Genomic DNA, 24,369 nt, shown 5'->3' on the forward strand with positions numbered 1-24,369 from the left:
GCGCGCCAGGTTTCCAACTCCATGAAAGTCACACCATGAGTGACCTCGCCATCACCGGACTGCTGATCGGCGCGTTGTTCCTGATTCTCGCCAGCGGCGTATGGATCGGGCTCACGCTCTCGGGGTTGCATGGATCGCCATGCAGCTTTTTTCGTCACGCCCCGCCGGGGATGCGATGGCCGTGACCATCTGGGGCTCGGCATCGAGCTGGACGCTCACGGCGCTGCCGCTGTTCGTCTGGATGGGCGAAATTCTTTTCCGCACGCGGCTGTCGCAGGACATGTTCAAGGGCCTGGCGCCGTGGGTACAGAACCTGCCGGGTCGCCTGCTGCACACCAACGTCGTGGGCTGCACCATCTTTGCTGCGGTGTCGGGATCGAGCGCCGCGACCTGCGCCACCATCGGCAAGATGACGCTGCCCGAGCTCACGCGCCGTGGCTATCCCGAGAAGATGGTCATCGGCACACTGGCGGGCGCGAGCACGCTGGGCCTGCTGATTCCGCCATCGATCATCATGATCGTCTACGGCGTGACCGCCGAGGTGTCGATCTCCAAGCTCTTCATCGCCGGCGTGCTGCCGGGCGTGCTGCTGGCCGCGCTGTTTTCCGGCTACATCATGCTCTGGGCGTTGCGCAATCCCGATCAGGTGCCGCGCGCCGACGCGCGAATGACCTTCGGCGAGAAGCTGCATGAATCGCGCGCGCTGATTCCCGTCGTGCTGCTGATCGCCGCCGTGCTCGGCTCGATCTACACCGGCATCGCGACCGCGACCGAAGCGGCTGGTGTGGGCGTGCTCGGCTCGCTGATTCTCTCTGCCGTGCAGGGCTCGCTGAACTGGCAGAGCTTCAAGGACGCCCTGTTCGGTGCCACGCGGCTTTACTGCATGATCGCGCTGATCCTGGCGGGCGCGGCGTTTCTCACGCTTGCCATGGGCTACATCGGCCTGCCACGCCATCTCGCGGAATGGATTGCCTCGCTGGGCCTTTCGCAAGCGCAGTTGGTGGTTGCCCTCGCGATCTTCTACATCATCCTCGGGTGTTTTCTCGATGGCATCTCGATGGTCGTGCTGACCATGGGCGTGCTCATGCCCACGGTGAACGCCGCGGGCATCGATCCCATCTGGTTCGGCATCTTCATCGTGCTGGTGGTCGAGCTTGCACAGATCACCCCGCCCGTCGGTTTCAATCTGTTCGTGCTGCAGGGCATGACCGGCAAGGAACTCACATGGATCGCACGCGTGGCGGCGCCGATGTTCCTGCTGATGTGCGTGGCGGTCGCCATCATCTACATGTTCCCTGGAATCGTGACCTGGCTGCCGCAGCAGATGTCGGTGCGCGCCTGAACGCTTCGCAAACGCGGTGCCGTGAGCCCCGGTTGTGCTGCCGGGCTCGCCCTACAATCGCCGCATGCTGTTTCAAGTTTTCGCGATCTGTCTCGGTGCCAGCCTCGGGGCGCTCGCGCGCTGGGGTCTGGGACTGTGGCTCAGCGCGGGTGCCGCCCTGCCCTGGGGAACGCTCGCCGCCAACATCATCGGCGGCTACCTGATCGGCATCTGCGTGGCGAGCTTTCAGGTCATTCCGCAACTCGACCCCGCATGGCGATTGGCGCTCGTGACCGGCTTTCTGGGCGCGCTCACCACGTTTTCGAGCTTCTCCGCCGAGGTCATCACGCTGCTCCAGGAGCAGCGCCTCGCCCCGGCCCTTGCATGGTGCGCCGTGCATCTGCTGGGCTCGCTCGCGATGACCTGGCTCGGTCTGCAAACCGTCGCCCTGATTCTCCATACCCCGCGCACGTGATTACGAATGTCAATAACGTTTTGCGCGGCATAGTAACCTCTCGGTTTCGCACGAATGCCGTCCATTCCGGTCTATCCTGATCGCCAACGGGCCATTCCCCGAGACACAAACAACAACGGTTCCCATGGACGCAAATACCAACCTGAATGACCGCCGCCTCGCCGACGCCTGGGCTGAACTGCACAATTTCGCCGTGGAAGGCAATCCGCTCGAGCGCGACTCCTACCGCCTCGCCTTCGCCGATCCCGAATTCATGCTGCGCCGCGAGACGCGCGGCATCCGCTTTCAACTCGAGCTGCTCAAGCCCGATCTGGAAATGGCCGAGCAAGGGGTCGAAAGCACCGTCGTGGTCTACGGCAGCGCCCGCATGCTCGCGCCCGAAGACGCGCAAAAACAGCTCGACGAGGCCATCGCCAGCGGCGACGAGGAACGCATCCGCCGCGGCGAACTCGCGGTGAAGAACTCCTACTACTACGATCAGGCGCGGCTGTTCGCACGCATCGTGGCCGAGTTCAGCCAGCCGCGCGCGCAGAAGGACCGCATCTATATCTGCACCGGCGGCGGTCCCGGCATCATGGAGGCGGCCAACCGTGGCGCACATGAAGTGGGCGCGCTCAATGTCGGCCTGAACATCACGCTGCCGCACGAGCAAAGCGGCAACAAGTACATCTCGCCGTCGCTGTGCTTCAAGTTCCATTACTTTGCGCTGCGCAAGATGCATTTCTTGATGCGCGCAAAGGCACTGGTCGCGTTTCCGGGCGGCTTCGGCACGCTCGATGAACTGTTCGAGGTGCTCACACTCGTGCAGACCGGCAAGGCCAAGGCCCTGCCCATCATCCTGTTTGGCAGCGAGTTCTGGAAAAAGCTCATCAACTTCGACGCGCTGGTCGAACAGGGCACGATTTCAGCCAACGATCTGAAGCTGTTCACCTACGTGGACGATCCTGCCGAAGCCTGGAAGCAGATCAAGGACTTCTACAAGCTCTGAACCTGCGGCGGGCGGCGCGACATTGCCGTCGTCATCATCAATGCGGATGCTGCTCCGGCAGCGCCATGCGGCGCATCTTCCAGGCGATGCGCGAGCCCCCGCCGACCGCCCCGCCGACAATCCAGAACAGCCCCGCAACGCCGACCAAAGCGCCCGCATAGCCGAAGATCACCGGCATCACCACGCTCGACGCATTGATCGCCATGAGCCGCAGGCCGAGTGCCTCGCCATGGCGTTCAGGAGGCGTGATCTGGTGCAGCATGCTCATGATCATCGGCTGCACGGAGCCCAGCGCCAGGCCGAGCAGCACCGAACATATACCCAGCAAAATGGCGGTCGGCATGAGCGGGTAGACGGCAAACAGCAGCGCCGTGGTCGCCATCGCAACCATCAGCACCGTGGCCTCGCGCAGACGTTCGGCGACAAAGGGCATGAGCACGCGGATGGCTGCGGCGGCGAGCGCGAAGCCGCCCAGGATCGTGCCGATCACCGAAGCCGACAGCCCGCGCTCATGACCGATCAGCGGCACGACGAAGGTGTGCACATCCCAGCATGACGACAGCAGCCAGTTGAGAATCAGCAGCCGCCTGAAATTAGTGTCTTGCAGCAGATCCCAGGCCTTGTTCCGCCGGGCGTTGCCCGCTGCTGCAATCACCGGCGGCAACTCCTCGGTTTGCCGCACCCACAGCCACGAGAGCAGCGCCATGCCCATGGTCATCGCGAACGCCGCGCGGTAACCCGTCGTGCTGCCGGGTTCGCTGCCCGCATGATCGATCAGCAGACCCGCAAAAAACGGCCCGATGAAATTGGAAATCGCCGGGCCGATGGCCAGCCAGCTGAACACCTGCCGCAGTGCCGTCGCATCCTGCGCGGCGCGCCCCACATGGCGCTGTAGCGCGATGATGGCAATGCCACTGGCCGCGCCGGTGCACAGCGCGGCAAGGCACAGCACCGGATAGACCGGAAACACCACCGCAGCGGCCGTGCCAAACGTGGCGACCATCACCGCATATTTGACCGGCCGCTTGAGCCCGTGCCGATCCGCGTAGCGCCCGGCAGGCAAGGCCAGGAATACCTGCGTGAGTGCAAACAGCGCGAGCAACATGCCGACCGCCACGGCGCTGTAACCCTCGCGCAGCGCCAGCAGCGGCGCGGCCAGGCGCATGCCGGTCATGCTGGCGTGAATGCAGACCTGTCCGGCGATGAGCCGCGCGAGTGCCCAGTTCAAGTCACTCTCCTTCGTCCCTCAGCAGCAGATCGCCGGACGGCGGCGGCTCCTGCCGCTCACCCTGCTCCACCGCTGCGCCGTCATCGGGCGCGGGCAGCTCCTGCACGTCGCGCAGCTTGCGCTGAATGGCGCGCGTGCGCACGTCCACCTGATCGAACTTGCGCGCCGCCGCCTCGATGGATTTGCGTGTCGCATCGACCACCGAGCCAAAGTTCTGAAACTCCGTCTTGACCTGTCCGAGCACGGCCCAGACCTCCGATGAACGCTTTTCAATCGCCAGCGTCTTGAAGCCCATCTGCAGGCTGTTGAGCATGGCGGCCAGATTGGCGGGGCCGGTGATCATCACGCGGCAGTCGTTCTGGATGGCCTCGACAAGACCGGGCCGGCGCATCACCTCGGCAAACAGTCCTTCGGTCGGCAGATACAGCACGGCAAAATCGGTGGTGTACGGCGGCGATACGTACTTGCCGAAAATCTTTCTCGCCTCCAGCCGGATCGAGGCCTCGAACGCATTGCCGGCCGCGACCATCGCGGGCTTGTCGGCGGCATCGGAGGCATCGATCAGGCGCTGGTAGTGCTCCACCGGATACTTCGAATCGATGGGCAGCCAGACCGGTGTCTCGTCGCTTTTGCCCGGCAGGCGAATCGCGAATTCGACCAGTTCGTCGCTGCCGGGAACGGTCTTCACGTTCCGCGCGTATTGATCGGGCGAGAGCACGTTGTCGATGATCGCGCCGAGCTGCATTTCTCCCCAGGTGCCGCGTGACTTCACGTTCGTCATCACGCGCTTGAGATCGCCGACGCTGCCCGCGAGCGTCTGCATTTCACCGAGCCCCTTGTGCACCTGTTCGAGCCGGTCGCTGACCAGCTTGAAGGATTCGCCGAGCCGGTGCTCGAGCGTCGCATGCAGCTTTTCATCGACCGTGCGGCGCATCTCTTCGAGCTTGGCCGAGTTGTCGGTCTGAATCGCGGTGAGGCGTTCGTTGAGCGTGCTGCGCATCGAATGCGACAGCGCATCAAAGCGCTGCGCAAACGCCGAGTCGAGCATGGCAAGGCGCTGGTCGAGTTTGGACTCGAACGCACCCAGCGAGGTCTGCAATTCACTGCGGCTGATGCGCGCCTCGTTCACGGCGAGCGCAAGGCGCTCCTCGACGGCGTCGCGCACACCGTCGAGCGCGTCCTGCGAGGTTTGCGAGAAGGCCCGCAGATGCAGCGCCATGCCGTTCATCGCGCCATCGTTTCGGGCCACCGCAAGCTGCGTGGCCTGTGCCGTGGCCTCAAGCGCCAGCAATCGCTGCAAAATCTCGGCGGGCAACTCCACGCGCGGGCGACGAAAGAGCAGCACCGCAAGCAGCAGAACCACCAGAACCAACAAAGCCAGAATGGCGATCGTTTCAACAGTCATCAAAATCCAGACCGGATGAATTCAGGGCCGCGCTCGTTCAAGACCGCGCCGCGCTCCCGGGGTCATTGCGCGCAACGGCTGGGTTCACGGGCGTGATCGGCTCGCGCCCCTCAAGATAGGCGATCAGATTGTCCGCCGCGAGATGGGCCATCTTCAGGCGCGTCTTGACCGTGGCGCTCGCGATATGCGGCGTGAGCACCACGTTCGGCACCTGCAACAGACCCGGTTGGACCTTGGGTTCGCCCTCGAACACGTCAAGACCCGCACCGGCGATGCGCCGGTCCATGAGCGCCTCGGCCAGCGCCGCATCATCCACGATGCCGCCGCGCGCGATGTTGATCAGCGTGGCGGTCGGCTTCATGCGTGCGATCTCCGCAGAGCCGATGGCATGGTGCGATTCGGGCGTGTACGGCAGCACGAGCACGAGGTGATCGGCCTCTGCCAGCAACTCGTCCCGGCTCACATAGCTGGCCTTGCATTCGGCCTCGAGTTCGGGCGTGAGCCGGGAGCGGTTGTGGTAGATGACCTTCATGCCGAAACCATGCGCGCCGCGTTTGGCAATGCCCTGGCCAATGCGGCCCATGCCCAGAATGCCGAGCGTGCTGCCATGCACTTCGGCACCTGCGAACATGTCGTAGCTCCAGCGCGTCCACTTGCCCGCACGCAGATAGTGCTCGCTTTCGGTCACCCGGCGCGCGGTTGCCATCAGCAGCGCAAAGCCGAAATCCGCCGTGGTCTCGGTCAGCACATCGGGCGTGTTGGTGCCCAGCACGCCCGCAGCGGTCATCGCGGCCACATCGAAATTGTTGTAGCCGACCGTCATGTTGGAGACGATGCGCAGCTTGGCGCAGGCCGCGAGCAGCGCCGCGTTGATCGCTTGCGTGCCGGTGGTGAGCGCACCGTCCTTGTCCCTGAGACGCTCGATCAGCTCGGCGTCGCTCCACAGCACGTCATCCTGATTGGCTTCGACGTCAAAGTGCTGCGACAGGCGCGCAATGACCTCGGGGAATATCTTGCGCGTCACCAGAATGCGTGGCTTGCTCATTGCCATGTCTCCTTGTCGATTGAATCAAAGCGTGGTTCGCGCTCAGCGGAACCAGATGAAGGTCATGATGATGAACAACGGCACCAGCACGCAGACCGACCATGCCATGTAGCCGAAAAAGCTCGGCATCCGCACGCCACGGTCTTCGGCAATGGCCTTGACCATCATGTTCGGAGCGTTGCCGATATAGGTGTTCGCGCCCATGAACACCGAGCCCGCCGAAATCGCGGCGAGCGTAGGGGCCAGCGTGGTCATCAGCACCTGCGCGTCGCCGCCCGCGGTGTTGAAGAACACCAGATAGGTGGGCGCATTGTCGAGGAACGAACTGAGAACGCCCGAAGCCCAGAAATACATGGCCGGATCGGGCGAGCCGTCGGGCCGCGTGACCGCCGAAACAATCGCGCCAAATGGCCCGTTCACGCCTGCCTTGAGCATGGCAATCACCGGAATGATGGTCAGGAAGATGCCTGCAAACAGCTTGGCGACTTCCTGCATCGGCCCCCAACTGAACTGGTTTTTCTCGTGCACCGGCCTGGGCGTGAGCTTCAGCGAGAGCAGGGTCACGACAATCAGCCCGACGTCGCGCACCAGCCCCGGCAGGCCGACGTGCGCACCGGCGATCACCCACTGCACGTCGGACTTCCAGATGCCGCTCATCAGCACCAGCACCACGACTGCCAGCAGCAGCACGAAGTTGCCCTTGCCTTCAAAACCGATACGCTCCTTGCCGACGGTGTCGGGCGTGGGATCTTCGCGGCGCACTTCGCCGCTGCGGCGGAAGTACCAGGAATCGAGAAAATAGAACAGCACCAGCAGCACGCCGACGAGAAACAGCGTCTCGGGCAAGATGTGCGAGACCGTCCAGAAGAACGTCACGCCCTTCAAAAAACCCAGGAACAGCGGCGGATCCCCGAGAGGCGTGAGCGAGCCGCCCGCATTGGACACGATGAAGATGAAGAACACCACCACGTGCGCCATGTGCTTGCGGTTGTCATTGGCGCGAATCAGCGGGCGGATCAGCAGCATCGAAGCCCCCGTCGTCCCCATGAAGCTGGCGAGCACCGCGCCGATGGCGAGAATCGCGGTATTGAGTCCGGGCGAGCCATGCAGGTTGCCGCGAATGTAGATGCCGCCCGCCACGGTGAACAGGGCCGTGAGCAGAATCACGAACGGAATGTATTCCGCCACCAGCGCGTGTACGAAGCTAGCGCCCGCCGCCGTCGGCCCGAACGTGATCGCGAACGGAATCAGGAACGCCAGCGACCATGCCGCTGCCACCTTGCCGAAATGGTGGTGCCAGAAGGCTGGCGCGAACAGCGGCATCAGCGCAATCGACAACAAAATACCGGCAAACGGAACGCCCCACAGCACCGACAGCGCCGCGCCATCGATGTCGGCCGCCTGAGCCATTGCGGGCATCGCCGCCACTGCGATCAACGCCAGCGCGCGAGTCATTTTCATGGTGTTTCCCTGACTTTCAATTCCTGAATACCGGCGCGCATTCGTACTTATGCTGCACGAACGCCGCCTCGCTGCCGCCGCGCTCACCCTTGAGTCTCGGGAATCTCGAAGACCTGCCGCAGATAGGCGAGATACTTCTCGTCATCGCACATGTTCTTGCCCGGCGCATCGGAGAGCTTGGCGACGGGCTGACCATTGCAGCGCGTCATCTTGATCACGATCTGCAGCGGCACATGTTCCGGCGGATCGCCCATGTCGTTGGTGAGATTGGTGCCGATGCCAAACGCCAGTTGGCAGCGTCCGCTGAAGCGGCGATACAGCTCGATGATGCGCGGAATCGTCAACGCGTCGCTGAAGATCAGCACCTTGGTCAGCGGATCGACGCGGTTCGCACGGTAGTGCGCAAGCAGGCGCTCGCCCCATTCGAACGGGTCGCCGCTGTCATGCCGCGCGCCATCGAAGAGTTTGCAGAAATAAAGATCGAAGTCGCGCAGGAACGCGCTCATACCGTAAACATCGGACAGCGCAATGCCAAGGTCGCCGCGATACTCGCGGGCCCACGACTCGAAGCCGAACACCTGGCTGTCGCGCAGCCTCGGCCCGAGCGCCTGGCACGCCTGTAGATACTCATGCGCCATCGTGCCCAAGGGCTTGAGGCCGAGCTTCATCGCAAACAGCACGTTGCTCGTCCCCGCCAACTGGCCCGGCGCGAGCCCCGAACCCGGGCGTCTTTCGCCATCGCCGAGCTTCGCGCACAGCACGCGCAGCACTTCCTCGTGCCAGGCGCGGCTGAAGCGGCGGCGTGTGCCGTAGTCGGCAATCTTGAGTTCGTGCAGTCCTTCGGCATGCATCTGCGCGATCTTGCTGTCGAGCCTGCGGCGGCCCTCCATGAAATTCGGCACCTTCTGCGTGTTGCGGAAATAGACCTCGTTGACGATCGCCAGCACCGAAATCTCGAACAGGATGGTGTGCAGCCACGGCCCCGTGATCGTGATGTCGATCTCGCCGTCTGCAAGCGCGGTCACCGAGATGTATTTCTCGTTGAGCTTGAACAGCCCGAGAAAATCGATGAAGTCACTCTTGATGAAGCGCAGCGAACGTAGATACGCCAGTTCCGCGTCCTGAAAGTGCAGTTGGCACAGCGAGCGAATCTCGTTGCGAATCTCCGAGACGAACGGCGCGAGCTGCACACCCGGATTTCGGCACTTGAACCTGTACTCGACCTGAGCGCCCGGAAACTGGTGCAGCACCACCTGCATCATCGTGAATTTGTAGAGATCGGTGTCGAGCAGGCTGGTGATGATCATGAAGCTGGTGGGTATCCAACGTGTCCCGGGCTTGGGAAGCGCATGGTTGTCTCCCGGCGCGAGAATGTGAATGCCATTGTGTCACCAACCCGCAGGGCTCGCAGCCAACACCCGGCAATACCGGCCATGCGCCGGTGCGGGCACGCATCGGGCAGGCGCTTATACGCGCAGCGTCTCAAGCGCACGGCGCAGCGCGTCGGGCAGCGGACACGGACGGCGGGTCTGCCGATCCACGTAGACATGCACGAAATGGCCGACAGCAGCGCAAGCGGGCTCGCCCTTGGCGAACAGACCGATCTCGTAGCGCACGCTCGAACTGCCGAGCCGCGCCACCCGCAATCCCGCCTCCACCGTCTGCGGAAAAGCCAGCGGCGAAAAATAGTTGCACTGCGTCTCCACCACCAGGCCGATGGTTTCACCGTGGTGAATGTCGAGCGCGCCCTGCTCGATCAAATAGCCGTTCACCGCCGTGTCGAACCAACTGTAATAGACAACGTTGTTGACGTGCCCATACAGGTCGTTGTCGGCCCAGCGGGTGCCAATCGTGCGAAAAACCGGGAACTGGTCACGCTGCTGCGGAGCCGGACGTGCGGCAGGGGTATGGGTCTCTGTCATGGTCATTTCATCTGAACCGCCTATTTTGCCAGTGCCGTCACGTGTGCCTGGCGAGCGTGGAATGTGCAGGAAAGCGGAATTGGGGTATGGGCTCTAAAAATGTTGCACCGCAACAAAAAAGACTTGTAATTTAAATCAAGGCCCCTACAATTCATTCCATGCTGCACTGCAACATGACACGCGGATCAGGTCACGTCAGAGCAGATATCTCATCTAAACCTTAAATTGGAGAATGACCATGTCCCTGACACCCGAACAAGTGATCGCAGCTCAAAAAGCCAACCTGGAAACTTTCTTTGGCCTGACCAACAAGGCTTTCGAAGGCTTCGAGAAGCTGGTTGAACTGAACGTGACCGCTTCGCGTGCCGCTCTGGCAGACGTTGCAACCCACACCCAGGCCGTGATGGCCGCCAAGGACCCGCAAGAGCTGCTGGCCCTGCAAGCTGGCCTGCTGCAACCCATGGCTGAAAAGTCGGTTGCTTACAGCCGTCACCTGTATGACATCGCTTCCGGCGCTGGCACAGAAATCACCAAGACGCTCGAAACCCAAGCCGTCGAAGCTCAGCGCAACTTCAACTCCCTGGTTGACAGCGCCGCCAAGAACGCACCTGCCGGTTCGGAAACTTCCGTCGCCGTGTTCAAGAGCGCCGTGAGCGCCGCCAACAACGCTTTTGAATCCGTTCAAAAGGCTGTGAAGCAAGCCAGCGACGTCGCTGAAGCCAACTTCAACGCAGTTGCCAACTCGGCCACCAACGCCGCCAAGTCCGCAACCGCCACTGCTACCGCAGCAGCTCGCAAGCGTTAATTAATTGCAACGGGCGATTGAAACATAAAGGGTTAACCCTTAAAATCGCCTGATTGGTTCAAAACGGTTCATTTGAAACGGATTGAATCCAACCCGTTGTCTCCTTGGATCCTCTCGAAACCCCGGTTTCAGGGATCCCTTGATAGCCCAGTCTTTATCGACTGGGCTTTTTTTCGTTTGCGCCAGCCGCTGCCCGTACTACATACAGTAACATGACCTATGCATGACAGTCCGCTCTGGAGTACGACTTTTCCACGGCATTCAAAGTCGCGGTGCTGCATAGGCCAGCGATGCCAATCTACAGCAACCCGCCACTGGCCGTTCCCGGCGTATTCTGAAAGACTTCATCACCAAGTTCCAGTTTGACCTACCAGATAGTTTGGCGGCGGCGCCCGCAACATGAACGACCTGATTCTCTACACCACCGAAGATGGCCGCAGCCAGCTCAAGCTGCGGTTGAAAGACCAAACGGTTTGGTTGACGCAACGTGAAATGGCCCAGCTTTTTGATGTGAGCACGGATAACGTCGGGCTGCACCTCAAGAACATTTTCGAGGACGGCGAACTGAGCCGGGAGGCAACTACCGAGGAATCCTCGGTAGTTCAAACTGAAGGGGAACGGAAGGTACAGCGCCCCGTCACGCTCTACAACCTCGACTCCATCCTCGCCATCGGCTACCGCGTGCGTTCGCCGCGCGGCGTGCAGTTCCGTCGTTGGGCTTCAACCATCCTGAAGGAGTATCTGACCAAGGGTTTCGTAATGGACGACGAGCGATTGAAGAATCCGGACGGCCGCCCGGATTACTTCGACGAGATGCTCGCGCGCATCCGGGACATCCGGGCTTCCGAAAAGCGCTTCTATCAGAAGGTGCGCGACCTTTTTTCGCTATGCAGCGACTACGACAAGACGGACGGAGCCACGCAGGTTTTCTTTGCCACCGTGCAGAACCTGTTGATCTTTGCCGTGACACAGAAGACCGCGGCCGAACTCATCTCGGCCCGGGCCAATCCGATAGATCCGAATTTCGGCCTGCTCGCCTGGAAGGGAGACAAGGTGCGCAAGGCGGACATTGTGATCGCCAAGAACTACCTGACCGAAGACGAAATCGACACGTTGAACCGGTTGGTGGTCATCTTTCTGGAAACAGCCGAACTGCGTGCCAAGGGCAAGAAGGAGACGCGCATGGTCTTCTGGAGGCAGAACATCGATCAGATCATCACTTCCAATGGCTTTGCGCTGCTCGCCCATGCTGGCGCCATCAGCCATGAGCAGATGGAGGCGCGTACGGGGAGCTTTATCTGAAATTCGATCAGGAACGCAAACGGCAGGAAGCCATTCAAGCTGATCAGCAAGATGAAGCTGAGCTCACGGCGCTGGAAATCAAAATCAAACGACGCCCTAAGAAATAATCGAAACCAACCAAAAACAACTGGGCTTTTCACCCAACGCACGGGATCGCGTTGCGCAGTCTTGGGATGGGATGCAGGGCGCATGCTCGAAGCAAGGTAGGTACCTTGCGAGAGCCTGCAACGCCGCAGATCGCCCAAGACTGCACAACCCTCCGGGCTTGCGCGACCCCGTGGGTTGTGTGAACAGGCCCTAGCCTCCCGCACGCCGGTAATGCACTGCGACCACACCGTTACTGAGCGGCCTGGCCGAGACCAGTTCAAGCCGTCGCGTGTCGGACAGCCCGCTTTGGTAGAGGGTCGGGCCATGGCCTGCGATTCTGGGGTGAATCAGGAATTGGTACTCGTCGATCAAACCCAGCCGATCCAGCTCGGTTGCGAGTTTGCCGCTACCGAGGACTACACCGGCCGGGGTTGCGTCCTTGAGCTGCTGCACGCCCGAGCGCAAATCGCCGGCCAGGTGGTGGCTGTGGGTCCACGGATAATCCGTTCGCGTCGAGGAGACGACGTACTTCGGCATGTTTTCCAGCTTGACCGCCCATTCGCGCATCTTTGGCGGGGTCGCCTGCGGATCGCCACGCGCGACCGCTGGCCAGTAGTTTTCCATCATTTCGTAAGTGACGCGGCCCCACAGCATCGCCCCGCACTCGTCCATGAGGCGGGTGAAGAAAGCGTGAGTCTCGTCGTCAGCGATTCCCTCCTGATGGTCGATGCAGCCGTCCAGGGTGAGATTGAGGCTGAAGGTTAGAAGTCCCATGGTGATTTATGGAGTTTGGCAATCCATTCGATGGTCTGTCGCTTGTTGACGGGGGCCTGTTCTCGCAATGCGATCCCCGACGGGCGGGATGAACGCGACGGCCAACGTATCATAAGTGCCGTGTCGCCTTCCGCACGCTCAGGAGCATTGCTTGTCCGCACATGATTCAAACTCCTGCATCCGCGTGAATCGTTCATAATTGACGTTTACGTCAACGTCAACGTCATATCTTCAAAGGAGACATCCATGGAAATCAAGGGCAAGGTATTCATCGTGACCGGCGGCGCGTCCGGCCTCGGTGAAGGCACGGCGCGCATGCTGGCGCGCCGGGGTGCGCATGTGGTCATTGCCGACATGCAGATTGAAAAAGGCGAAGCGGTTGCCAAGGAGATCAACGGCAGTTTCGTCAAATGCGACGTGACCAGCGAAGACGACGGCAAGGCCGTGGTTGCCAAGGCCGTGGCCGCGGGCAAGCTGATGGGTCTGGTCAATTGCGCCGGCATCGCGCCTGCGGAAAAAACCGTGGGCAAGAACGGCGCGCATTCGCTCACCTTGTTCAGCAAGGTCATCCAGGTCAATCTGATCGGCAGCTTCAACATGATCCGCCTCGCTGCGGAAGCCATGGCGAAGAACGATTCCGAATCGACCGGTGAGCGTGGCGTGATGATTTCCACGGCCAGCGTGGCCGCGTATGACGGGCAGATCGGCCAGGCGGCGTATTCCGCGTCGAAGGGCGGCATCGTCGGCATGACCCTGCCGATCGCCCGTGACCTTGCGCGCAGCGGTATCCGCAACATGACCATCGCTCCCGGTATCTTCGGCACGCCGATGCTGTTCGGCATGCCACAGGAAGTGCAGGATGCGCTCGCCGCCGGTGTGCCTTTCCCGAGCCGCCTGGGCACGCCCGACGACTACGCAAAACTCGCGTGTCATATCGTCGAGAACGACATGCTCAACGGCGAAGTGATTCGTCTCGACGGCGCGATTCGCATGGCACCGAAGTAAGCAAGCCCAGCTTGCTCACCCCGCAAACTCTTCGAGAACCTTGAGCACGCTGCTCACGGCGGGGTCGAGCACCGGCAGATTGCGATATGCCACGGCCATCGGACGCATGAGTCGCGGATGCAGCGGACGTATCTGCACGTCGCGCGCGTGCTGCAGATCCTCCACTTCTTCCAGCGGCAGAATCACCGCGCTTTGGCTTGCTTCCGCGTGCCGCCCAATGGAGGATGAAACCAGGCACCAGAACCAAAAAAACGATGCAAGTCGTCGAACTTGCTGCAAGTGAGCCACCACTGTAGCGCAGGATTCGAGTCCTGTATGGCTTTCATATCCGCGACCGCACGGCTCAAAAATGGGTGTAAATGGGCTGCTTATTAGGCTAACTCAGTAAATCAAGGTACTGCCCAGTTGAATCGAATAATGGGTGTAAATGGGCGTTATTTTGGTCACACGCAGAACAGAAAGCACCCGACCACCCTATGAGTTTCAGCATTTGCTGTGAATGCATCACGCCGAATAAATGGGTGCAAATGGGTGTAATATTGGTTTATGCTGCACATAGAGTCCCTGCAAATCACTCCGGAAGTCTTAAGGCTGATCGCCCAAATCGACGAGTTCAAAGGAGCCTGGCGCGCCCTCGGCACCCTCGCGCCTGACCGACTGTCGGCCCTGCGGCGTGTAGCGACCATCGAAAGCATTGGCTCATCTACGCGGATTGAGGGCAGCAAACTCTCCGACCGTGAGGTGGAAAAGTTGCTCTCCAATCTGGAGATCAAATCCTTCGAGACACGCGACGAGCAGGAAGTGGCAGGCTATGCCGAGTTGATGGATCTGGTGTTCAGCTCGTGGCGTGACATCCCCTTCAACGAAAACCACATAAAGCAGTTGCACCAGACCCTGCTGCGATATAGCGAAAAAGATGAGCGGCACAGAGGTCAGTACAAGACCAACTCCAATAGCGTTGCAGCTTTCGACGAGAACGGCATCCAGATCGGCATCGTTTTCGAGACCGCTACGCCCTTTGATACGCCCCGCCTCATGGCCGAATTGGTGGAGTGGATTGGACAGGAACGAGACAAGGCGAGGTTCCACCCCCTCCTCCTGATCTCAATCTTTGTTGTCGTCTTTCTAGAAATTCACCCATTCCAGGACGGCAACGGTCGCCTCAGCCGAGTGTTAACGACCTTGCTGCTTATCCAGGCGGGTTACGCCTATGTGCCGTACAGCTCGCTGGAAAGCGTGATTGAGGTTAACAAGGAGGCCTACTACCTGGCGCTACGCCAGACCCAGGGAACGATTCGTAGTGACCTACCCAATTGGCAACCATGGCTGGTGTTCTTCCTTCGGTCACTTGCAGAGCAAGTTCGAAGGCTGGAGAAAAAAGTTGAACGCGAAAGGATCGTGCTTGCCGCCATGCCGGAGCTGTCCTTGCAGATCATGGAATTCGCACGCGAACATGGTCGAATTACGATGGCGGATGCGATCAGACTAACTGGTGCGAGTCGGAATACGCTCAAGCAGCATTTCCGCAACCTCAATGAGCGCGGCAGCCTAAACCAACGTGGCGCCGGGCGAGGGGCTTGGTATGAATTGCAATAAGGTCCGCCCGCTTACCGCACAAGCGGTAAGCTGGTGTCGATGCGGTTTGGCGGTCATATCCATCAAAGCGTAATCGAAATGCCTGTGCGCGGCGATGGCAAGATCGCGTGCTTTGGCAAGTGCCACGCGCTGGTCGCGCGTGCGAAGCGAGATTTTCAATTCTCTGCCACTCCGCCAGCGGCGCTGGAGTGGAGATGGAATACAAATCCGAAAAAACTAAATCCCGTGTCGGAAAAGCCGCAGATAGGCCGGAATTCGCACGGCTGCGCTCCAAAAAGGGCTCACTTCGGTGGCTCACACCTGTTGGGGACTCAGCAAGACAAAAGGCCCGCGTTTGCGGGCCTTTTGAAAGTTTGGCGGAGTGGACGGGACTCGAACCCGCGACCCCCGGCGTGACAGGCCGGTATTCTAACCAACTGAACTACCACTCCTGGTAGAAAGCGTTCCGGGCTCCTGGCAGAGCTTCAAGTGCTTCAAACTTGGCGACCCTACGGGGATTCGAACCCCGGTACTCACCGTGAAAGGGTGATGTCCTAGGCCTCTAGACGATAGGGTCAGTCAAAACCTGGATTCTTGGTGGAGGTAAACGGGATCGAACCGATGACCTCTTGCATGCCATGCAAGCGCTCTCCCAGCTGAGCTATACCCCCAAGGGACCTGACCCGGCTTCGCCTTGTTTTGCTTTTACAAAAACAAAAACGGGCCTCCTTCTGGGACGACCCGTTACTGGTCAAATCGAACAATCTGGCGGAGTGGACGGGACTCGAACCCGCGACCCCCGGCGTGACAGGCCGGTATTCTAACCAACTGAACTACCACTCCTGGCAGGAAGCTTTACAGGCTCTTGTGACGGAGCTTCAAGCGCTTCAAACTTGGCGACCCTACGGGGATTCGAACCCCGGTACTCACCGTGAAAGGGTGATGTCCTAGGCCTCTAGACGATAGGGTCAAAACCTGAACGAAAGAAATTGGCGGAGTGGACGGGACTCGAACCCGCGACCCCCGGCGTGACAGGCCGGTATTCTAACCAACTGAACTACCACTCCTGGTAGAAAGCGTTGCGGGCTCCTGGCGGAGCTTCAAGTGCCTCAAACTTGGCGACCCTACGGGGATTCGAACCCCGGTACTCACCGTGAAAGGGTGATGTCCTAGGCCTCTAGACGATAGGGTCAAAACCTAGATTCTTGGTGGAGGTAAACGGGATCGAACCGATGACCTCTTGCATGCCATGCAAGCGCTCTCCCAGCTGAGCTATACCCCCAAAAAACTCCACAAATGGCGCCGTTTTCTTATGTAACCGCCGTCATTTGCTGAGCTTTGAATTATATACAGGTTTTCAGGTGCTTTTCAAACTCTTCAAAACTTTTTCGCGCCCCAGCAGCTCAAGCACCGCGTCCACCGAAGGCGTGTGCGCAGTGCCCAGCGTCAGCACGCGAACCGGCATGGCGAGTTGCGGCATCTTGACGCCCTGCTCCTTGAGGACCTGCTTGATGGCGGCGCCGATGGCGTCCTTGTTCCATTCCACCGTTTCCATGGCGGTTGCGAAGGCGGCCAGCAATGGCGTGGCGGCATCGGTCACGTGCTTGGCATAGTCTTCGGCGTTGCGCTCGATACCGTCCATGTAGAACAGTTTTGCCCAGCCCGCGAGATCGACGAGCGTGTCGCAGCGATCCTTGAACAGACCGGCGATGCGCTTTAGACGGTCATCCGCATCGATACGGCTTTCATCGACACCCGCCGCGACGACAAATGGCTTGATCAACGCGGCCAGTTCGGCGTCATCCATCATCTTCATGTGCTGGGCATTCACCCAGCGCAGCTTGGCTTCGTCGAACTGTCCGGCGCTGCGGCCCAGATGGTCGAGGTTGAACCAGTCGATGAATTGCTGGCGCGAGAAGATTTCATCGTCGCCGTGGCTCCAGCCCAGACGTGCGAGGTAGTTCACCATCGCGTCGGGCAGATAGCCTTCGTCGCGATACTGCGTGACCGCCTTGGCGCCGTTGCGTTTGCTCATCTTCTCGCCCTGCTCGTTGAGCACGGTCGGCAGGTGCGCGAATACCGGCACCTTGGCACCCAGCGCTTCGAAGATATGGATCTGGCGCGGCGTGTTGTTCACGTGATCATCGCCGCGGATCACGTGGGTGATGCGCATGTCCATGTCGTCCACGCAAACGCAGAAGTTGTAGGTCGGCGTGCCATCGGGACGCGCGATCACCAGATCGTCGAGTTCGGAGTTCTGGAACTCGATAGGGCCCTTGCACTTGTCGTCCCAGCCAACGACGCCGGTCAGAGGCGTCTTGAAGCGCAGCACGGGCTTCACACCCTCGGGCACGGGCGGCAGGACCTTGCCTGCTTCCGGGCGCCATGTGCCGTCGTAGCGTGGCTTTTCCTTGGCGGCCATCTGCTTTTCGCGCAGCGCGTCCAGTTCCTCCATGCTCATGTAGCAAGGATAGACGGCACCCTTGGCCTGAAGCTGCGCCAGCACTTCCTTGTAGCGGTCCATGCGCTGCATCTGGAAGAACGGGCCTTCGTCATGATCGAGCCTGAGCCACTCCATGCCTTCGATGATCACATCGACCGACGCCTGCGTGGAGCGCTCGAGATCGGTGTCCTCGATGCGCAGAATGAAGTCGCCCCGATTGGCGCGCGCAAAGGCCCATGGATAGAGCGCCGAGCGGATGTTGCCCAGATGAATGAAGCCCGTCGGCGACGGAGCGAATCGGGTGCGTACTTTTTCTTGGGTCATTTCAATGTATCCAGTCCACGCGAGAGATCGGCCTTGAGATCGCCCAGATGCTCAAGCCCCACGGAAACGCGAATCAGGCCCTGCCCCACGCCTGCGGCCTGACGCTGATCTTCGGTGAGACGACCATGCGAGGTGCTGGCCGGATGCGTGATGGTGGTCTTCACATCGCCCAGGTTGGCGGTGATGCTGCAAACGCGCGTGCTGTCCACGACATGGAAGGCGTTGGCGCGCAACTGCTCGGCCCCCTCGCCCACCACGTTGAATGCGATCACCGCGCCGCCCATGCCGTTTTGCTGGCGCATCGCGAGTTCATGCTGCGGATGGCTCTTCAACCCGGGGTAGTGCACGCGCGCGACCTTGGGATGTGCCTCAAGCCAGGTCGCGAGTTCCAGCGCGGCAATGCTCTGCGCCTTCACGCGGATCGACAGGGTTTCAAGACCCTTCATCACGACCCAGGCGTTGAACGGCGCAACGTTCAAGCCGCCGCTGCGCAAAAACGTGCCCATGACCTTGTCGACCAGCGCCACCGTGCCGCACACGGCCCCGGCCATCACGCGGCCCTGGCCGTCAAGGAACTTGGTGCCGGAATGCACGACCAGATCCGCGCCGAACCGGACAGGTTGCTGTAGCACGGGCGATGCAAAGCTGTTGTCGACCGCGAGCAGCGCCCGTTGGCATGCGCCACCTCGGCCAACGCGGCAATGTCGCACAGGTCGGTGAGCGGGTTGGTGGGCGTTTCGGCAAACAGCAGTCTGGTATGGGGGCGCACCGCGTCTTTCCAGGCCTGCACGTCGGTCTGCGACACGAAGGTGGTCTCCACGCCGAAGCGGGCCATCTCGGTGCCAAGCAGCTTGATGGTCGAGCCGAACATCGACTGCGAGCAGATCACGTGATCTCCCGTTTTCAGAGCGGTCATCGCCACCAGCAGAATCGCCGACATGCCGGTGGAGGTGGCGACCGCGCATTCGGTGCCTTCCATCGCCGCCAGACGTTTTTCAAAGCTGGTGACCGTCGGATTGCTGGTGCGACTGTAGGTATAGCCCTCTTCCTGCGCGGCGAAACGGCGCGCCGCCGTTTCGCAGTCCGGTTGCACGAAGCTGCTGGTCAGATACAGCGCTTCGCTGTGCTCACCCCACTGGCTGCGGTCGATCGCTTCGCGTACGGCGAGCGTGTCCGGGTGCAGGCCTTGCGGCAATGTTCTGTCGGTCACGATAAATCCTTCGGTATTTTCATTCGGGCCATCGAAGTCCGCGATGGGCGGTGGGCGGCAGTGCGCGAGCCAGTCATCCCGCGCGCGACCCGTCCAATGACGGACGGCGCGGGCGGACACATCAGGCGAGCTGGGCGTCCTCGTCGTCTTCCATGGCCTCGTTGCGGCCTGCGTTGATCGCGTTGATCTCGCCGTCAGAGATGTCGCCCGTGATGTACTCGCCATCGAAGCACGATGCCTCGAAGCCCTGCACCTTCGGGTTGATCTTGCCAACGGCGATCTTCATCGCGTCCACATCCTGATAGATCAACGCATCGCAACCGATGACCTGGCGGATTTCCTCCACCGTGCGGTCGTGCGCGACGAGTTCGGTCTTGGTCGGCATGTCGATGCCATACACGTTCGGATAACGCACGGGTGGCGCGGCCGAGGCCAGATAGACCTTCACGGCGCCCGCATCGCGCGCCATCTGCACAATCTCCTTGGAGGTGGTGCCGCGCACGATGGAATCATCGACCAGCAGCACGCTACGGCCCTTGAACTCGCTGCCGATGGCATTGAGCTTCTGGCGCACCGATTTCTTGCGCGTGGATTGTCCGGGCATGATGAAGGTGCGACCCACGTAGCGGTTCTTCACAAAGCCTTCGCGATACGGAATGCCGAGCAGTTGCGCCAGTTGCATGGCGCTGGGTCGGCTGGATTCCGGGATCGGGATGATCGCGTCGATATGGTTCGGCGGCACGGTGGAGATCACGCGCTTGGCCAGCGTCTCGCCCATGTTCAGGCGCGCCTGATAGACCGAGATGCCGTCCATCACCGAGTCGGGGCGTGCCAGATAGACGTACTCGAACACGCAGGGATGCAGCATGGTCGATTCGGCGCATTGCTCGGCCTCCATGCGGCCATCCTCATGAATGAACACCGCCTCGCCCGGCGCAACGTCGCGCTCGAGCTGGTGCAGCGTGCCCTCCAGCGCGACCGACTCGCTCGCCAGCATGATGGTGCCGTCGGCGCCCTTGCCGATGCACAGCGGGCGAATGCCATAGGGATCGCGAAACGCCAGCAGACCGTAGCCCGCGATCAGCGCAATCACCGAGTATGAACCCTTGAGGCGCTTGTGCACCGCGCGAACGGCCTTGAACACGTCTTCACTCTTGAGCGCCGCGCCGCTCGTGGCGCGCGCCAGCTCGTGCGCCAGCACGTTGACCAGCACTTCGGAATCGCTGTCGGTGTTGGTGTGGCGATGGTCGGTGCTGACCAGTTCCTCGCGCAGTTGCTTGGCGTTCGTGAGGTTGCCGTTGTGCACCATGTAGATGCCGAACGGCGCATTCACGTAGAACGGCTGGGCTTCTTCCTCGCTGGCGGCATTTCCGGCGGTCGGGTAGCGGCACTGCCCAGACCCACGGTGCCCGGAAGCGCGCGCATGTTGCGGGTGCGAAAAACGTCCTTGACCATGCCCTTGGCCTTGTGCATGAAGAACTTGCGCCCTTCCTGCGTGACGATGCCTGCCGCGTCCTGGCCGCGATGCTGCAAGAGCAGCAAGGAGTCATAGATCAGTTGATTGACAGGGGTCGAACTGACTACACCGACGATTCCACACATATTCGGTTTCCATTCTCTGGCGGGGAAAGATCCACCAAACACTCACAATAATTTCCAACGTCCCGGCGGGACCTCAATTGTCGCCGCGAATTGCCCGTTCACGCGGGTAGCCGTACGGCCATGTCGGACGGAAGCAGGGGTTTTGCCGCAGCGAGCGCAGCTTCCAATATGGAGGCGGACTGCGCGTTTTTCCACCACTGCGCCTCATGCATCGGCGTGAGCTGGGCGACCACCGCCACCACCAGCAGCACCAGCACCCGCGAAGCAGCCCGAAAATGCCGCCCAGCGCGCGATCCGCAGGACGAAGCCCGATGGCATCAATCAACTTCTTCATGAGCCAGGCCAGGAAACTGCAGGCAAAGATCGCTACCACGAATACCAGCACGAAGCCGACCGCGTGCTGAATGGTGGCGTCATAGTCCTTCATCGGCAGCAAGGCCGCCGCGTCCGCCGCAAACCATTGCGCCAGAAAGAAGGCGACGATCCAGCTGGCCAGCGAAAGCAGCTCGAATACCAGTCCGCGCCAAGCACCCAGGACCAGCGAGCCGACCAGCACGATGATGCACAACCAATCCAGCGCAGCCATGCGCGACTCCGATCAGTGCGTCAGATTCACAGCGGGATCACCGAAGCCGGAAGACCCAGCCCTTGACCTTGCCCGCGGCCTTGTCCGCCTCGACACGGCCGGTGAACGGACCGACGCGAACGCGTGTGCGCTTGCCGTCCTTGGTGTCCACCGTCTGCGTGAACGCCTTGAGACCGGAACTCGCGAGCTTGCCGCGCACTTCCTGCGCCTTGTCGGCATCGGCAAACGCGCCGACCTGCACGATGAAGCGGCCCTCCGCCTTGGCAGCGGCTGTTGCCGTACTGCTGGAAGAAGGCGGAGAAGACGACGAGCCATCCTTGCCTTCAAGCAAGGCACGAGCGCGTGCCGAATCATCGGCGCGCTGCCTGGGTTCCGGCTTGGGCTCGGGTTTGGACTCCGGTTTCGCTTCGGGCTTGGGTTCAGGCTTCGCCTCCGGCTTGCGCTCGGGCTTTGGCTCAGGCTTCGGTTCTGGCTTCACCTCGGGCTTCACCTCCGGCTTGCGCTCGGGCTTTGCTTCGGGCTTGGTTTCAGGCTTGGAAGCGTCGCGACGTTCCGTGAATGCCGGGGTTGCAGCAGGTCTTGAAGCCGTCGAGGCCGGTGGGACCGTCGCCGAAGCCGCCGGGCGATGCGCGGGAGCGGTGACGATTTCCTCGCCATCCGACAAACCGGAATCGGGCAGCGACGAGCCCGAGCCAGCACGCGCCACGGTCGTCGAACCGGAAGAAGATGCAGCGCCGCTCGCACCAGGCACCACGAGCGGTGCCACCGTGTTGCGATCAGGCACGTCAACAGGCAGGTTGACGGCGACAGGTCGCGGTTTGGTATCGAACAGCAGTGTGAAAGCCGCCACGCCGGCCACCACGAGCACGGCGGCGCCGATCAGGCGGTGGCGCGCACGGCGACGCATGACCTCGACACTCTCGGCCTGCGCAGCAACGCGCGAGCGCCGCGACGTCTTGCCGCCAGGAGTGTCTTGTTGTTGTTCTTTCTTACCGGACCAGGGAAACTTGATAAAGGCCATGCGCTATGGATTCGTTATGCACCCAGATGCTTGGCTTGCAGACGAGGCGTGCCGTGCTGGAGCACACCGCCCACTGTATAGAACGAGCCAAAAACCACGATTCTATCAGCCGGGTCGGCCGCTGCGATTGCGGCTTGCAAAGCGGCCTCGGGGTTGGAATACAGCGATGTCTTCACATCGCGTTTGGCACCAGCCACCATCTGCAGCGCGTTCCACTTCTGCTGCAAATGCGCCGCGGTGTCGGCGCGCGGTGTCGGCAGATCGGTGAAGTACCAACGGTCAATGAGCGGGCCGATCTTGGCAAGCATCGGCGTCAGGTCCTTGTCCGCCATGGCGCCGAACACCGCGTGGGTGACCGGGAAATAGCCCATCGCGTCCAGATTGGCGGTCAGCGCCGCGACCGAATGCGGGTTGTGCGCCACGTCGAGCACCATGGTCGGCTGGCCCGGAATGATCTGGAAGCGACCCGGCAGCTCCACCATCGCAAGCCCGGTGCGCACGGCCTGCGCCGTGACGGGCAGCCGGTCGCGAAGCGCCTCGAACGCCGCGAGCACGCCCGAGGCGTTCACCAACTGGTTGGCCCCGCGCAGCGCCGGATAACCGAGACCGGCATAACGCCGGCCGCGACCCGCCCAGGCCCATTGCTGCTTGTCGCCGGTGAAGTTGAAATCGATGCCGAAGCGCCAGAGATCCGCGCCGATGTCGTTGGCGTGGTCGATCACGCTTTGCGGTGCCATCGGATCGCTCACCACGGCGGGTTTGCCCGGGCGCATGATGCCGGCCTTCTCGCGCCCGATGGTTTCGCGATCCGGGCCGAGGAATTCCATGTGATCGAGATCGATGCTGGTGATGATCGCGCAGTCAGTATCGACGATATTGGTGGCGTCGAGGCGTCCGCCCATGCCGACTTCGAGGATCACCACGTCGAGCCTGGCCAGACTCAGCAAGCGCAGAATCGCGAGCGTCGTGAACTCGAAATAAGTCAGTGCAATCTCGTTGCCGCCCTGCACTCGCGCCGCCTCGACCGCCGCGAATTGCTCCACGAGCTGGGCCGCCGTGACGATCTCGCCGTAAACGCGGCAACGCTCCTCGAAATGCACCAGATGCGGCGAGGTGAACACGCCCGTCCGGTAGCCCGACTGCAGCGCCACGGCTTCGAGCATCGCGCAGGTGGAGCCCTTGCCATTGGTACCGGCCACGGTGATCACGGGGCAATCGAAATGCAGGTTCAGCCGCTTGGCCACCTCGCCCACGCGTTCGAGGCCCATTTCGATGTTGCGGGGATGCAGGCTTTCGCAATAGCTCAGCCAGCCGTCCAGAGTGTCAGGAAGATTGTGCATACAGCCCGGCATTGTCGCGCACGGCGGCATGAGCGATGATCGGCTCCATGAGTACCCCCACAATCATCATCTACGGAATCCCGAACTGCGACACCGTGAAAAAGGCGCGAAGCTGGCTCACGGATCAGGGCGTGAACTACGAGTTTCACGACTTCAAAAAGCAAGGCGTTCCGGCAGACCGGCTGCCGCTTTGGCTCAAGGCCGTGGGCCGCGACAAGCTGCTCAACACCAAGGGCACGACCTGGCGCAAGCTCGATCCTGCCGTTCAGGCCCAAGCCAGCGACGATGCGGGCGCAATCGAGGTCATGAAGGAACACGCGTCCGTCATCAAGCGCCCGGTCGTCGAATGGCAGGGCCAGGCGAGCGGCCCTGTCACCGTCGGTTTCGACGTTCAGAAGTGGAACGAATTGATCGGCAACTGACTCAGAAAAGCGAGAAAGTGCTATGAAA

At 61.3% G+C, this 24,369-nt stretch carries 19 protein-coding genes, 8 tRNA genes and 5 pseudogenes; 8 read left to right on the plus strand and 24 right to left on the minus strand.

Annotated features, from left to right (window positions below; translation table 11 throughout):
- The first annotated feature begins 35 nt into the window (after nt 1-35).
- The 3 genes and pseudogenes from H9K75_RS04110 to H9K75_RS04120 all read left to right on the plus strand — a co-directional run bounded on the left by H9K75_RS04110 (nt 36) and on the right by H9K75_RS04120 (nt 2,784).
- A pseudogene (locus H9K75_RS04110) lies at nt 36-1,342 on the plus strand (TRAP transporter large permease).
- A gap of 64 nt (nt 1,343-1,406) precedes the next feature.
- The gene (crcB, locus tag H9K75_RS04115; protein ID WP_187724869.1) at nt 1,407-1,796 is read left to right on the plus strand and encodes a fluoride efflux transporter CrcB; all 390 of its coding nucleotides are present in this window, start codon (nt 1,407-1,409) and stop codon (nt 1,794-1,796) included.
- A 124-nt stretch (nt 1,797-1,920) separates the two neighbouring features.
- On the plus strand, nt 1,921-2,784 hold the full coding sequence (locus H9K75_RS04120) for an LOG family protein (RefSeq protein ID WP_187724870.1): 864 nt from the start codon (nt 1,921-1,923) through the stop codon (nt 2,782-2,784).
- A 37-nt stretch (nt 2,785-2,821) separates the two neighbouring features.
- Here the strand turns inward: H9K75_RS04120 and H9K75_RS04125 are convergent, their stop codons facing one another.
- From H9K75_RS04125 to H9K75_RS04150, 6 genes are all read right to left on the minus strand, one after another.
- Entirely contained in the window at nt 2,822-4,012 is a 1,191-nt protein-coding gene (locus H9K75_RS04125; protein ID WP_187724871.1) for an MFS transporter, read from the minus strand.
- Nucleotide 4,013: 1 nt separating this feature from the next.
- Complete coding sequence (locus H9K75_RS04130; protein ID WP_187724872.1) at nt 4,014-5,417, minus strand: DNA recombination protein RmuC; 1,404 nt, start codon at nt 5,415-5,417, stop codon at nt 4,014-4,016.
- Nucleotides 5,418-5,454: 37 nt separating this feature from the next.
- A complete protein-coding gene (locus tag H9K75_RS04135) occupies nt 5,455-6,462 on the minus strand; it encodes a 2-hydroxyacid dehydrogenase (RefSeq protein ID WP_187724873.1) in 1,008 nt (335 codons plus the stop codon).
- A gap of 42 nt (nt 6,463-6,504) precedes the next feature.
- Nucleotides 6,505-7,923, minus strand: coding sequence for a sodium:proton antiporter (locus H9K75_RS04140; protein ID WP_187724874.1), 1,419 nt, complete (start codon nt 7,921-7,923; stop codon nt 6,505-6,507).
- Between the two features lie 83 nt (nt 7,924-8,006).
- A complete protein-coding gene (gene pncB, locus H9K75_RS04145; RefSeq protein ID WP_187724875.1) occupies nt 8,007-9,230 on the minus strand; it encodes a nicotinate phosphoribosyltransferase in 1,224 nt (407 codons plus the stop codon).
- 159 nt (nt 9,231-9,389) lie between these two features.
- Nucleotides 9,390-9,845, minus strand: coding sequence for an acyl-CoA thioesterase (locus H9K75_RS04150; protein ID WP_226858517.1), 456 nt, complete (start codon nt 9,843-9,845; stop codon nt 9,390-9,392).
- A 238-nt stretch (nt 9,846-10,083) separates the two neighbouring features.
- Between H9K75_RS04150 and H9K75_RS04155 the strand changes: the two genes are divergently transcribed.
- Together H9K75_RS04155 and H9K75_RS04160 are read left to right on the plus strand one after the other, a co-directional pair.
- Complete coding sequence (locus H9K75_RS04155; RefSeq protein WP_187724877.1) at nt 10,084-10,650, plus strand: phasin family protein; 567 nt, start codon at nt 10,084-10,086, stop codon at nt 10,648-10,650.
- A 399-nt stretch (nt 10,651-11,049) separates the two neighbouring features.
- Nucleotides 11,050-11,952: a virulence RhuM family protein gene (locus tag H9K75_RS04160; protein WP_226858518.1), complete on the plus strand. Its 903-nt coding sequence runs from the start codon at nt 11,050-11,052 to the stop codon at nt 11,950-11,952.
- A 297-nt stretch (nt 11,953-12,249) separates the two neighbouring features.
- On the opposite strand, the gene H9K75_RS04165 is transcribed toward H9K75_RS04160, so the two are convergent.
- Nucleotides 12,250-12,813, minus strand: a complete 564-nt coding sequence (locus H9K75_RS04165; protein WP_187724878.1) for a dihydrofolate reductase family protein — start codon at nt 12,811-12,813, stop codon at nt 12,250-12,252.
- Between the two features lie 246 nt (nt 12,814-13,059).
- Between H9K75_RS04165 and H9K75_RS04170 the strand changes: the two genes are divergently transcribed.
- Nucleotides 13,060-13,818 carry a 3-hydroxyacyl-CoA dehydrogenase gene (locus H9K75_RS04170; protein ID WP_187724879.1) on the plus strand — a complete coding sequence of 253 codons (759 nt, stop codon included), beginning with the start codon at nt 13,060-13,062 and terminating at the stop codon, nt 13,816-13,818.
- 15 nt (nt 13,819-13,833) lie between these two features.
- On the opposite strand, the gene H9K75_RS04175 is transcribed toward H9K75_RS04170, so the two are convergent.
- Nucleotides 13,834-14,004, minus strand: coding sequence for a hypothetical protein (locus tag H9K75_RS04175; protein ID WP_226858519.1), 171 nt, complete (start codon nt 14,002-14,004; stop codon nt 13,834-13,836).
- 360 nt (nt 14,005-14,364) lie between these two features.
- On the opposite strand from H9K75_RS04175, the gene H9K75_RS04180 reads away from it, so the two are divergent.
- Nucleotides 14,365-15,414: a Fic family protein gene (locus tag H9K75_RS04180; protein ID WP_187724880.1), complete on the plus strand. Its 1,050-nt coding sequence runs from the start codon at nt 14,365-14,367 to the stop codon at nt 15,412-15,414.
- Here the strand turns inward: H9K75_RS04180 and H9K75_RS25400 are convergent.
- From H9K75_RS25400 to folC, 16 genes and pseudogenes are all read right to left on the minus strand, one after another.
- Nucleotides 15,367-15,573, minus strand: a complete 207-nt coding sequence (locus tag H9K75_RS25400) for a hypothetical protein (RefSeq protein ID WP_404826407.1) — start codon at nt 15,571-15,573, stop codon at nt 15,367-15,369. The genes H9K75_RS04180 and H9K75_RS25400 overlap by 48 nt on opposite strands.
- Nucleotides 15,574-15,768: 195 nt before the next feature.
- Nucleotides 15,769-15,845, minus strand: a tRNA-Asp gene (locus H9K75_RS04185).
- A gap of 49 nt (nt 15,846-15,894) precedes the next feature.
- Nucleotides 15,895-15,970: transfer RNA gene (locus H9K75_RS04190), tRNA-Glu, on the minus strand.
- A gap of 18 nt (nt 15,971-15,988) precedes the next feature.
- Nucleotides 15,989-16,064, minus strand: a tRNA-Ala gene (locus H9K75_RS04195).
- 95 nt (nt 16,065-16,159) lie between these two features.
- Nucleotides 16,160-16,236: transfer RNA gene (locus H9K75_RS04200), tRNA-Asp, on the minus strand.
- Nucleotides 16,237-16,287: 51 nt separating this feature from the next.
- Nucleotides 16,288-16,363, minus strand: a tRNA-Glu gene (locus tag H9K75_RS04205).
- Nucleotides 16,364-16,383: 20 nt separating this feature from the next.
- Nucleotides 16,384-16,460: transfer RNA gene (locus H9K75_RS04210), tRNA-Asp, on the minus strand.
- Between the two features lie 49 nt (nt 16,461-16,509).
- Nucleotides 16,510-16,585 (minus strand) — tRNA-Glu (locus H9K75_RS04215).
- A gap of 14 nt (nt 16,586-16,599) precedes the next feature.
- A tRNA-Ala gene (locus H9K75_RS04220) sits at nt 16,600-16,675 on the minus strand.
- A gap of 75 nt (nt 16,676-16,750) precedes the next feature.
- The gene (gene gltX, locus H9K75_RS04225; protein WP_187724881.1) at nt 16,751-18,160 is read right to left on the minus strand and encodes a glutamate--tRNA ligase; all 1,410 of its coding nucleotides are present in this window, start codon (nt 18,158-18,160) and stop codon (nt 16,751-16,753) included.
- Nucleotides 18,157-19,370 (minus strand): annotated as a pseudogene (locus tag H9K75_RS04230) (O-succinylhomoserine sulfhydrylase). The gene gltX and the pseudogene H9K75_RS04230 overlap by 4 nt, the downstream one beginning before the upstream one ends.
- A 121-nt stretch (nt 19,371-19,491) precedes the next feature.
- Nucleotides 19,492-20,793 (minus strand): annotated as a pseudogene (purF, locus tag H9K75_RS04235) (amidophosphoribosyltransferase); the annotation flags it as partial.
- Entirely contained in the window at nt 20,700-20,912 is a 213-nt protein-coding gene (locus tag H9K75_RS24610) for a hypothetical protein (RefSeq protein WP_264293969.1), read from the minus strand. The pseudogene purF and the gene H9K75_RS24610, both read right to left, overlap by 94 nt.
- Nucleotides 20,913-21,070: 158 nt before the next feature.
- Nucleotides 21,071-21,558: pseudogene (locus H9K75_RS04240) on the minus strand (CvpA family protein).
- Nucleotides 21,559-21,584: 26 nt separating this feature from the next.
- Nucleotides 21,585-22,579 (minus strand): annotated as a pseudogene (locus tag H9K75_RS04245) (SPOR domain-containing protein).
- A 14-nt stretch (nt 22,580-22,593) separates the two neighbouring features.
- Nucleotides 22,594-23,919: a bifunctional tetrahydrofolate synthase/dihydrofolate synthase gene (folC, locus tag H9K75_RS04250; RefSeq protein WP_187724882.1), complete on the minus strand. Its 1,326-nt coding sequence runs from the start codon at nt 23,917-23,919 to the stop codon at nt 22,594-22,596.
- Between the two features lie 47 nt (nt 23,920-23,966).
- On the opposite strand from folC, the gene H9K75_RS04255 reads away from it, so the two are divergent.
- Nucleotides 23,967-24,341: an arsenate reductase gene (locus H9K75_RS04255; RefSeq protein WP_187724883.1), complete on the plus strand. Its 375-nt coding sequence runs from the start codon at nt 23,967-23,969 to the stop codon at nt 24,339-24,341.
- The last annotated feature ends 28 nt before the right edge of the window (nt 24,342-24,369 follow it).

The sequence above is a fragment of the Diaphorobacter aerolatus genome, from assembly GCF_014489535.1.
Classification (GTDB): domain Bacteria; phylum Pseudomonadota; class Gammaproteobacteria; order Burkholderiales; family Burkholderiaceae_C; genus Diaphorobacter_A; species Diaphorobacter_A aerolatus.

Excerpts from the sequence above, each read along its gene's own strand:
- crcB (WP_187724869.1), top strand. The coding sequence starts at position 1,407 with ATGCTGTTTCAAGTTTTCGCGATCTGTCTCGGTGCCAGCCTCGGGGCG.
- H9K75_RS04120 (WP_187724870.1), top strand. The coding sequence starts at position 1,921 with ATGGACGCAAATACCAACCTGAATGACCGCCGCCTCGCCGACGCCTGG.
- H9K75_RS04130 (WP_187724872.1), bottom strand. The coding sequence starts at position 5,417 with ATGACTGTTGAAACGATCGCCATTCTGGCTTTGTTGGTTCTGGTGGTT.
- H9K75_RS04135 (WP_187724873.1), bottom strand. The coding sequence starts at position 6,462 with ATGAGCAAGCCACGCATTCTGGTGACGCGCAAGATATTCCCCGAGGTC.
- H9K75_RS04140 (WP_187724874.1), bottom strand. The coding sequence starts at position 7,923 with ATGAAAATGACTCGCGCGCTGGCGTTGATCGCAGTGGCGGCGATGCCC.
- pncB (WP_187724875.1), bottom strand. The coding sequence starts at position 9,230 with ATGATCATCACCAGCCTGCTCGACACCGATCTCTACAAATTCACGATG.
- H9K75_RS04150 (WP_226858517.1), bottom strand. The coding sequence starts at position 9,845 with ATGACAGAGACCCATACCCCTGCCGCACGTCCGGCTCCGCAGCAGCGT.
- H9K75_RS04155 (WP_187724877.1), top strand. The coding sequence starts at position 10,084 with ATGTCCCTGACACCCGAACAAGTGATCGCAGCTCAAAAAGCCAACCTG.
- H9K75_RS04160 (WP_226858518.1), top strand. The coding sequence starts at position 11,050 with ATGAACGACCTGATTCTCTACACCACCGAAGATGGCCGCAGCCAGCTC.
- H9K75_RS04165 (WP_187724878.1), bottom strand. The coding sequence starts at position 12,813 with ATGGGACTTCTAACCTTCAGCCTCAATCTCACCCTGGACGGCTGCATC.
- H9K75_RS04170 (WP_187724879.1), top strand. The coding sequence starts at position 13,060 with ATGGAAATCAAGGGCAAGGTATTCATCGTGACCGGCGGCGCGTCCGGC.
- H9K75_RS04180 (WP_187724880.1), top strand. The coding sequence starts at position 14,365 with ATGCTGCACATAGAGTCCCTGCAAATCACTCCGGAAGTCTTAAGGCTG.
- gltX (WP_187724881.1), bottom strand. The coding sequence starts at position 18,160 with ATGACCCAAGAAAAAGTACGCACCCGATTCGCTCCGTCGCCGACGGGC.
- folC (WP_187724882.1), bottom strand. The coding sequence starts at position 23,919 with ATGCACAATCTTCCTGACACTCTGGACGGCTGGCTGAGCTATTGCGAA.
- H9K75_RS04255 (WP_187724883.1), top strand. The coding sequence starts at position 23,967 with ATGAGTACCCCCACAATCATCATCTACGGAATCCCGAACTGCGACACC.